Source organism: Mycobacterium sp., assembly GCF_040398885.1.
Lineage (GTDB): Bacteria > Actinomycetota > Actinomycetes > Mycobacteriales > Mycobacteriaceae > Mycobacterium.
This window is the reverse complement of sequence record NZ_JBBATF010000131.1, coordinates 1-9,058: the sequence shown is the minus strand read 5'-3', so window position 1 is coordinate 9,058 and position 9,058 is coordinate 1. Positions and strand designations below refer to the sequence as shown.

General features: G+C 70.4%; 10 protein-coding genes and 1 pseudogene. 1 reads left to right on the top strand and 10 read right to left on the bottom strand.

The window, feature by feature from the left end:
- A pseudogene (locus ADBZ5U_RS12220) lies at positions 1–127 on the bottom strand (30S ribosomal protein S2); the annotation flags it as partial.
- A 266-nt stretch (positions 128–393) separates the two neighbouring features.
- Between ADBZ5U_RS12220 and ADBZ5U_RS12215 the strand changes: the two are divergent.
- Positions 394–936: a M23 family metallopeptidase gene (locus tag ADBZ5U_RS12215; protein ID WP_526265794.1), complete on the top strand. Its 543-nt coding sequence runs from the start codon at positions 394–396 to the stop codon at positions 934–936.
- Here ADBZ5U_RS12215 and ADBZ5U_RS12210 read toward each other — a convergent pair.
- From ADBZ5U_RS12210 to rplS, 9 genes are all read right to left on the bottom strand, one after another.
- A complete protein-coding gene (locus ADBZ5U_RS12210) occupies positions 884–1,804 on the bottom strand; it encodes a tyrosine recombinase (RefSeq protein ID WP_526265792.1) in 921 nt (306 codons plus the stop codon). The genes ADBZ5U_RS12215 and ADBZ5U_RS12210 overlap by 53 nt on opposite strands.
- Before the next feature lie 67 nt (positions 1,805–1,871).
- The gene (locus ADBZ5U_RS12205) at positions 1,872–3,134 is read right to left on the bottom strand and encodes an amino acid permease (RefSeq protein WP_526265790.1); all 1,263 of its coding nucleotides are present in this window, start codon (positions 3,132–3,134) and stop codon (positions 1,872–1,874) included.
- Between the two features lie 24 nt (positions 3,135–3,158).
- Positions 3,159–4,295, bottom strand: a complete 1,137-nt coding sequence (dprA, locus tag ADBZ5U_RS12200; RefSeq protein WP_526265788.1) for a DNA-processing protein DprA — start codon at positions 4,293–4,295, stop codon at positions 3,159–3,161.
- Positions 4,292–5,803 carry a YifB family Mg chelatase-like AAA ATPase gene (locus tag ADBZ5U_RS12195; RefSeq protein ID WP_526265786.1) on the bottom strand — a complete coding sequence of 504 codons (1,512 nt, stop codon included), beginning with the start codon at positions 5,801–5,803 and terminating at the stop codon, positions 4,292–4,294. Before ADBZ5U_RS12195 ends, dprA begins: the two co-directional genes overlap by 4 nt.
- The gene (locus ADBZ5U_RS12190; protein WP_526265784.1) at positions 5,803–6,165 is read right to left on the bottom strand and encodes a YraN family protein; all 363 of its coding nucleotides are present in this window, start codon (positions 6,163–6,165) and stop codon (positions 5,803–5,805) included. The genes ADBZ5U_RS12195 and ADBZ5U_RS12190 overlap by 1 nt, the downstream gene beginning before the upstream one ends.
- A gap of 131 nt (positions 6,166–6,296) precedes the next feature.
- Positions 6,297–6,602 carry a DUF2469 family protein gene (locus ADBZ5U_RS12185; RefSeq protein ID WP_526265782.1) on the bottom strand — a complete coding sequence of 102 codons (306 nt, stop codon included), beginning with the start codon at positions 6,600–6,602 and terminating at the stop codon, positions 6,297–6,299.
- A 53-nt stretch (positions 6,603–6,655) separates the two neighbouring features.
- Positions 6,656–7,378, bottom strand: a complete 723-nt coding sequence (locus tag ADBZ5U_RS12180; RefSeq protein ID WP_526265780.1) for a ribonuclease HII — start codon at positions 7,376–7,378, stop codon at positions 6,656–6,658.
- Positions 7,379–8,182, bottom strand: a complete 804-nt coding sequence (gene lepB / locus ADBZ5U_RS12175; RefSeq protein WP_526265778.1) for a signal peptidase I — start codon at positions 8,180–8,182, stop codon at positions 7,379–7,381.
- A gap of 88 nt (positions 8,183–8,270) precedes the next feature.
- On the bottom strand, positions 8,271–8,612 hold the full coding sequence (gene rplS / locus ADBZ5U_RS12170) for a 50S ribosomal protein L19 (protein WP_526265796.1): 342 nt from the start codon (positions 8,610–8,612) through the stop codon (positions 8,271–8,273).
- Positions 8,613–9,058: the final 446 nt, after the last annotated feature.

The window sequence follows — 9,058 nt, the reverse complement described above, 5'->3', positions numbered from 1 at the left end:
GGTCGATGATGTAGATGCCGTTGCGGTCGGTGAAGATGAACCGCTTCATCTTGGGGTTCCAGCGACGGGTCTGGTGCCCGAAGTGGGTGCCGCTGTCAAGCAGCTGCTTCATGGTTATAACGGCCATAGTCAGCCAGGTCCTCATTGTGTTGTCGGTTGCCGTCCGGCGACGGGTGACGCCGGACCCTGGCGTCTGCGCACAAGCCGACCCGCCTGGACGGGACCAACCGGCACGTGCGGCGAATGTTGACTCGGCAACAAGGCATACAGACGCGCGGAGTCAATCCGCGCGTGCGCGAATTGCAGGCCTGAGTTTACACACAGCGCCCCGCTGATCCCCAATCGGCGGCCGCCCGAGGACGTGGCCGGGGTCCGTACCGCTGAACTGGTCGGATGCGTGTCGTGGCGGCGGTGGCCGGGTTGCTGGTGTTCGCCCCGGCCTGCTGGGCCGACGATGTGCGGCTGCAGTGGCCGCTGCGCCCGGCCGTTCCTGCGGTGACCCGCGGGTTCGACGCGCCGACGCCGGACTGGCAACGCGGACACCGCGGCGTCGACCTGGCCGGGGCGCCAGGCCAGCCGGTGTACGCCGCCGGGGCGGGCACGGTGATGTTCGCCGGCCTGGTGGCGGGCCGGCCGGTGGTCTCGATCCAGCATGACGGCGGTCTCCGCACCAGTTACGAGCCGGTTCAGGCGGCGGTGCGGGTCGGCCGGCGGGTGGACGCGGGGAGCCCGCTGGGGCGCCTGACGGCCGGGCACAGCGGCTGCCCGGCACCGGCATGCCTGCACTGGGGAGCCTATTGGGGGCCGGCTTCCCGGGCGCGGTACGTCGACCCGCTGGGCCTGCTGGCCGCCACGCCGGTGCGGCTCAAACCCACCGGGAACTTTAGGCCCGGGGGTGGGCCTGGTCGTGGACCGCCCGCAACCGGGCCACCGTGACGTGGGTGTAGAGCTGGGTGGTGGCCAGCGTCGAGTGACCGAGGAGTTCCTGGACCACCCGCAGGTCCGCACCGCCTTCGAGAAGGTGGGTGGCGGCGCTGTGCCGCAGGCCGTGCGGGCCGATGTCGGGGGCGCCGTCGACGGCCGACATGGTCTGGTGCACCACGGTGCGGGCCTGCCGGGGATCCAACCGCCGCCCGCGCGGGCCGAGCAGCAGGGCGGGCCCGGACTCGGAGGTGGCCAGGGCCGGCCGGCCCTCGGTGAGCCAGTCGGTCAGCGCGGCCAGCGCGGGGCGGCCGAACGGGACGGTGCGCTGCTTGTCGCCCTTGCCGAGCACCCGCAGCAGCCGCCGGCCGGTGTCGACGTCGTCGATGTCCAGACCGCACAACTCGCCGACCCGGATCCCGGTGGCGTACAGCAGTTCCACGATCAGCTTGTCACGCAGCGCCAACGGGTGACGTTCCTCGGCTCCGCGCTCGGCGGCGGCCATCGCCGCCAGCGCCTGGTCCTGCCGCAGCACCGACGGCAGGGTCCGGTGGGCCTTCGGCACCTGCAACCGGGTGGCGGGGTCGACCGACAGCAGGCCGCGGCGGGTGGCCCAGGCGGTGAACGTCTTCACCGCCGAGGTGCGCCGGGCCAGCGTGGTGCGGGCCGCCCCGCCGGCGGCCTGGGCCGCCAGCCACGCCCGCAGCATCGGCAGACTCAGCGCGTCCAGTCCGGCGCCGGGCGCGCGTTCCCCGAGGAAGGCGAACAGCGACCGCAGGTCGGTCAGGTAGGCGCGGCGGGTGTGCTCGGAACGGCCGCGTTCCAGGGCGAGATGCTCGGCGTACTCCTCGAGGACGGCCGCATGTCGGTTCGGAGCGTCCACTCCCCCACGGTGGCAGACGTCGAGGTCGGCGCGAGCGATCCGGTGCGGGCGTGTCGGCCGGCGGCGGTCACCGACGCCAGACGTTTGGCCACCACCTATGTGCGGGATTGCCCGACCGCGCCAAGGCGTACACCACCGCGCCGGCGGCCAGCACCGCCGACCCGACGAGCACCGAGCCCAACGGCAGGCACACCGCCAGCAGGAGGCAACCGGCCAGACCGACCGCGGGGATCACCCGGCGGCCCGGCAGGGTCGCGGCCGAGGCGTTGGCGATCGCGTAGTACACCAGCACGGCGAATGACGAGAACCCGATCGCTGACCGGACGTCGGCCAGTGCGGCCACCACGGCGACCACGACTCCGACGGCGACCTCCGCCCGGTGCGGTACCGAGAACCGGGGGTGCACCGCGGCGAGGGCCGCGGGAAGATGACCGTCACGGGCCATCGCCAGACCGGTGCGCGAGACACCCAGAATCAGCGACAGCAGCGATCCCAACGCCGCCACCGCTGCGCCGGCCCTGACCACCGGTTCCAGCCAGGTGGGCCCCGAAACCCGGACCGCATCCGCCAACGGCGCTGCAGCGGTGGGCAATCCGGGCCCCAGGACGGCCAGCAACATCACTGCCAGAACCGCGTACACCGTGAGCGTGATGGCGAGCGAGAGCCCGATGGCACGAGGGATGGTGCGGGCCGGATCGCGCACCTCCTCGCCCAGGGTCGCGATGCGTGCGTAACCGGCGAAGGCGAAGAACAACAGGCCGGCGGCCTGCAGCACCCCGCCCGCGGTGCCGCCGACGAGGGTGATCCGCCCCGGGTCGACGCGGCCGCTGATCAGGACCGCCGCCACCACCCCGGCCAGCACGGCGAGCACCGCCGCGACGATGGCCCTGGTCAACAGCGCCGACTTCCGGATGCCGCGGTAGTTCACCGCCGTCAGGGCGGCCACGACCGCCACCGCGATCGGGTGGGCGTAAGCCGGCCAGACGTACAGTCCGACCGTCAGCGCCATCGCCGCGCAGGAGGCCATCTTGCCGACCACGAAACTCCAACCCGCCAGGTAACCCCAGAACTCGCCGAGTCGTTCGCGGCCGTAGACATAGGTGCCACCGGACTGCGGGTACATCACCGCCAGTCGCGCCGAGGAGTTGGCATTGCAATAGGCCACCACCGCCGCAGCGGCCAGGCCGATCAGAAGGCCCGAACCCGCGGCGGCCGCGGCCGGGCCGAAGACCACGAAGACTCCCGCGCCGATCATCGACCCCAAGCCGATCACCACCGCGTCCCCGACGCCGAGTCGGCGCTGGAGCGACGGATGATCGGGGCTGCCCACCCCGGAATCCTAAGGGCGCGAGCGTCACCGCGCCGATGCACGGGCCAGCCTCCACCTCCCCTCGTCACGCTGAACGAGGCCGCCGATCTCCAACAGTGCCAGCGGTCCCAAAACGCTCTCCGGCGGCAGGCCGGAAGCCACGGCGATTTCCTCGGTGGTCCGCGCACCGCGCCCGGGCAGCGCCTCGTACACCACGCGTTCGCGCTCACTCAGCGCATCCAGCGGACTGGACGGCCGGTCGGGTTCCTCGGCGAATTCACCTGACCGGCCGATCAACTCGAGGACCTCCTCCGCACGGGTGACCAACTCGGCGCCGCCGCGCAGCAGAACGTGACAGCCGGTCGATGCCGCGGAGGTGACCGGACCCGGCACCGCGCAGACCACCCGGCCCAGCGCACGTGCCCACGCCGCAGTGCTGGCCGTTCCGCTGCGCAAGCCCGCCTCCACCACCACCGTCGCTCCGGAGAGTGCGGCGACGAGCCGGTTGCGGGTCAGGAAGCGGTGCCGGGCCGGACGCACTCCGGGCGGGTACTCGCTGACCAGCAGGCCGTGGCGCGCGACCCGGTGCAACAGTGCCGAGTGCCCTGCCGGGTACAGCACGTCGACTCCCCCGGCCAGCACCGCCACCGTCATCCCGTCGGCGGCCAGTGCGGCGCGGTGGGCGGCACCGTCGATTCCGTAGGCGCCGCCGGACACGATAACCACATCCTCGTCGGCCAGGCCGGTGGAGATATCCGCCGCGACATGCTCGCCGTAGGCGGTGCAGGCCCGGGTACCGACGATCGCGGCGGACCGTTGGGCCACCTCATCGAGTCGCAGTGGGCCGATGACCCACAGCGCCAACGGTGCGCGGCCCTCTGGTTTGTCCCGCACCGGCACACCGGCGAACGCAGCCAGCGACAGCAGCGGCCACTCGCTGTCGTCCGGGGTGACCAGTCGCCCGCCACGCCGGCGGAGAAGCTCGAGATCCTCTGCAGCGCAATCGATGTCGCGCCGCGCCTCGGTTCGCTGGGCCAACCCCTGATCCACCTCGCCGCGACGTATCCGCTCGGTCGCCTCCACCGCACCGACCCGCTTGACCAGTTCGGCGAGCCCGGCACAGGGCACTTCGGCCACCCTGGACAGATAGGCCCAGGCGCGTGTCTGCACCGCATCGGTCATGGTTTGATCTCCGGTCGCCGAAAGCTCAGGGCGACGGAGACGTCGTCACGGCCGGGCACGGTGCGTCCGGCAAGGTCGGCAAGAGTCCACGCCACCCGGGTCGCGCGATGTACCCCGCGGATACTCAGCACGCCCCGGTCCAGTGCGGTCTTCAGCGGAGCCATCGCAGCCGTCCCGAGGCGGAACCCCCTGCGCAGTACCGTTCCGGTCACTTCGGCGTTGGTGCTGAATCCGTAAGGGCTCCAACGCTCGGCGGCCGCCGCCCGGGCCTGCGCCACCCTGGCCCGGACAGTGGCGCTGTGTTCGGACTCATCGGAGGCGAACGCACCGGCGCGCACCATGTGCATCTGCACCTGCAGGTCCACCCGGTCCAGCAGTGGACCGGAAAGCTTGCCCAGGTAGCGGCGTTTGTCCTGCGCTGTGCAGACGCAGTCGCGCGGATCGGTCCGCGCGCAAGGGCACGGGTTGGCGGCGAGCACCAACTGAAAGCGGGCCGGGTAGGCAACCACGCCGTCGCGTCGGGCGAGGCGTATTTCGCCGTCCTCCAACGGAGTTCGCAGGGCTTCAAGGGCACTGAGCCGGATCTCGGCGCATTCGTCGAGGAACAGCACCCCGCGGTGCGCCCGGCTTATCGCACCCGGTCTGGCCAGCCCGGAGCCCCCGCCGACGAGCGCGGCCACACTGGACGAGTGGTGGGGGGCGATGAAAGGCGGCCGGGTTATCAGCGGCGTCCTATTGGAAAGCAGTCCCGCGACGGAATGGATGGCCGTGACCTCGAGTGCCTCGCCGCCGGTCAGGTCTGGTAGCAGACCCGGAAGTCGTTGCGCGAGCATGGTTTTGCCGACACCTGGCGGGCCGGTCAGCATGAGATGGTGGGCCCCGGCGGCGGCGACCTCGACGGCGAACCGGGCCTGTGCCTGCCCGATGACATCGCCGATGTCGGCCACCGGGTCGGTGTGGGTGGCGGGATCCTCGACCCGGCCGTCCAAACCGGTACCGGACTCCAGCCAACGGAGCAGTTGCCCCAGGGCCTGAACGCCGTGCACCTCGATACCGTCGACCAGGCTGGCTTCGGAGAGGTTCTCAACCGGGACCACGACGGCCGGCCAACCCTGCCGCTGTGCCGCGAGGACCGCCGGCAGCACGCCCTGAACCGGGCGGACCCGGCCGTCGAGGGCCAATTCACCCAAAAGAACCGTCTTTTCGAGGCGATGCCAGGGCTTCTTGCCCGCGGCGGACAGTACGGCGCAGGCCAGGGCGATGTCGTACAGCGACCCGGTCTTGGGCAGCGTGGCCGGCGACAGGGCCAGCGTCAACCGGGACGTCGGCCAGGTCTGGCCGCAGTTGGTGATCGCCGCCCGGACGCGGTCCCGGGACTCCTGCAGCGCGGCATCCGGTAGTCCGACCAGATGCACACCCGGCAACCCGGAACTGATGTCGGCCTCGATCTCGACGATCTGACCGTCCAGGCCGCGCACCGCGACCGAGAAGGCCCGGCCCAGTGCCATCAGCCGACTCCCCGCAGGTGGAGGACCTCGGGCGCCGGGGTCCGGCCGATGCGCACCCCGATCACGTCGATCCTCAGGCCGGCCCAACGGACGTCCTGGCCGGCCAGCCAGATTCCAGCCAGCCGACGGATGCGGCTCAGCTTGCGCGGGGTGACCGCATGCTCCAGACCGCCGAAGCCGTCCCCGGTCCGGGTCTTCACCTCGACGAACACCACGGTGTCGTCGTCGGCGGCGATCACGTCCAGTTCGCCGTAGCGGCAGCGCCAATTGCGCTGCACGATCCGCGTCCCCAGTGCGAGCAGATGATCGACGGCCACCTGCTCGCCCAGCGCACCGAGTTCCTGTCGGGTCAATGTCGTCACGGCCCCAGGGTGGGCCGGGAGGCCGACGGGAATCGCCCGAGGAGGCCTGGCAGGAGGCAGTTATCCCCAGCGCCGCTTCCGTGCACAGCCTTGCGGACCGCCGATGACGTCGGCCGCCACCGCCGCCGACGTCACTCCGGCAGTCGCAACTCCGGCTTCTCGACCTCTTCGATATTGACGTCCTTGAAGGTGATCACCCGCACCTTCTTGACGAAGCGGGCCGGCCGATACATGTCCCAGACCCAGGCGTCGGCCAGTCGCAGCTCGAAATAAACCTCGCCCTCGCTGTTGCGGGGCACCAGTTCGACGCTGTTGGCCAGGTAGAAGCGGCGCTCGGTCTCCACGACATAGCTGAACTGCCCGACGATGTCCTTGTACTCCCGGTAGAGCGAGAGTTCCATCTCGGTTTCGTACTTCTCGAGATCCTCGGCACTCATCAGCTCAGCGGTCCTTGCGGTTCATGGTCGGTGTGTGTTGGTTCCATCTTGTCCTACCCCTGCGCTCCGCGCGCCGTCGCAGTGAATTCCGCCACCAGTTCACTGCCGGCCGCCCCGCTCACCCGACGGACATTGATGAACGACCGGCGGTGTTGCGGGCACGGCCCGTGCTCGGCCAGGGCCGCCCCGTGCGCCGGGGTGTTGTACCCCTTGTGCTCGGCGAATCCGTACCCGGGGTGCTCGGAGTCCATGGCCGCCATCAGTCGGTCGCGGCAGACCTTGGCCAGCACACTGGCCGCGGCGATACAGGCCGCCGCCGCGTCCCCACCGACCACCGGCAACGACGGCATCGGCAGCCCGGGCACCCGGAAACCGTCGGAGAGGACGTACCCGGGCCGCTCCGGCAGCCCGGCGACAGCACGGCGCATGCCTTCGATATTGGCCGCGTGGACACCGCGGCGGTCCACCTCGGCGGTGGGGATGTAGACCACGTGATATGCCAGCGCGTAGCGGCGGATCAGCGGAAAGAGTTGCTCGCGGACCTTCTCGGTGAGCTTCTTGGAGTCGTCGAGGGCAGCGAGACTGTCAAACCGGTTGGGCCCCAGGACACACGAGGCGACGACGAGGGGCCCCGCGCAGGCCCCGCGGCCGACTTCATCGACGCCGGCCACCGGGCCCAGCCCGCTGCGGTAGAGCGCCGACTCCAGGGTCCGCAGACCCGAGCGGCGGATGACCGTGCGCGGAGGCCACGTCACGGCCGCTCTCCTGGCCGTCATTCAGCCCTGCTGCGGGTCGTGCGACGAGACCCCACCCCAGCGCGTCGGCGGCCATGCGATGAACTGCGCCTTACCGATGACGTTGTCGACCGGCACCGTTCCGGAGACGGGATCCCCGGTGCACAGGATGCCCTTCTGCGCCTCGGCGGGGGCGCTGGTGCAGTGCGCCCGCGAGTCCGCGGAATGGGTGCGGTTGTCTCCCATCACCCACAGCCGGTTGTCGGGCACCCTCACCGGCCCGAACTCGTTGCCCAGGCAGGGGTACACCACCGGATCGGCCATCATGGTCGGCGCGTTCAGGTAGGGCTCGTTGAGCGGCTTGCCGTCAACGGTCAGACCGGTGTCGGCGCGACACTGCACGGTCTGGCCGCCCACCGCGATGATCCGCTTGACCAGATCGTTCTCGTCCGGCGGAACGAAGCCGATGAACGACAGGGCGTTCTGCACCCACCGCAAGGCGACGTTGTCGGAGCGGATGGACTTGTACCCGACGTTCCAGTTCGGCGGGCCCTTGAACACGACGACGTCACCGGGTTCGGGCTCGCCGAACCGGTAACTGATCTTCTCGACCATGATCCGATCCCCCACACAGCCCTTGCAGCCGTGCAGTGTGGGCTCCATCGACTCCGAGGGGATCAGGTAGGGACGCGCCACGAAGGTGAGCATCACGTAATACAGCAGGACCGCCGTGCCTACCAGGATCGCGCCCTCACGCAGCGCCGACCGCTTCTTCTCCGGCTTTGCCGGAGCGGCCCCCTGGAGGTCCTCGGATGTGGAATCGGCCGGGTCGGGGGTGACGGTCACGAGATCAGCGTAGCGATCGGGGGACCAGAAGCCTCGCTGGCGGAAAGGAAGTCGAAGCTCAGCGCTTCTGCGGCCCGCGTGTCGAAGCTCAGCGCTTCTCCTTGATCTTGGCCTTCTTGCCCCGCAGTTCACGCAGGTAGTAGAGCTTGGCCCGACGCACGGCGCCGCGGGTTAGCAGCTCGATGCGGTCGATGTTGGGCGAGTGCACCGGGAACGTCCGCTCGACGCCTACGCCGTAGCTTTCCTTGCGCACGGTGAAGGTCTCGCGGATGCCGCCGCCGGACCGTCGCAGCACCACACCCTTGAAGACCTGGATACGCTGCTTGTTGCCCTCGATGACCTTGACGTGGACGTTGACGGTGTCACCGGGTCCGAAGGCAGGGATGTCGTCGCGCAGCGACGCCTGGTCGACGAAGTCGAGAGTGTTCATCTCCTGATGTTCCTTGCGGTCGGGCCACGGCGGTAGTCGTGGGCAGGTGCGCCCGACATCGCCGAGTGCGGTGGTCGGATGTCTGTCGCAGCAGGCGAAGGCCCGCGCGGTCAACTACTCGTATTGTGCCAGACGTGCCGCGGGGGGCGAAATCGCCCGACCCGCCGGTGTCCCGACATGCCGCGGCGGAGGAATCAAGCGGTGTAGAAAGAGGGTGGCTACCCTGGTCCATTCGGGGTTCCGCCGGGGAACCCCACGCAGAGGTGCTCGCCGAACCGAGGAGAGGTCATGCGACGTCGTACGTCGGTGCTGATCACCGGCGGCGCGGCGGCGGTCGCGACGGTCGTCCTCGGAGCGTCCTCAGCGCAGATCCCCGGCGGGCCGGGCGTCGACTTCGGCGGTCCCGCGGAACCGGTCACCCTGCTGGCCGCGGCCCCGCCGAAAGC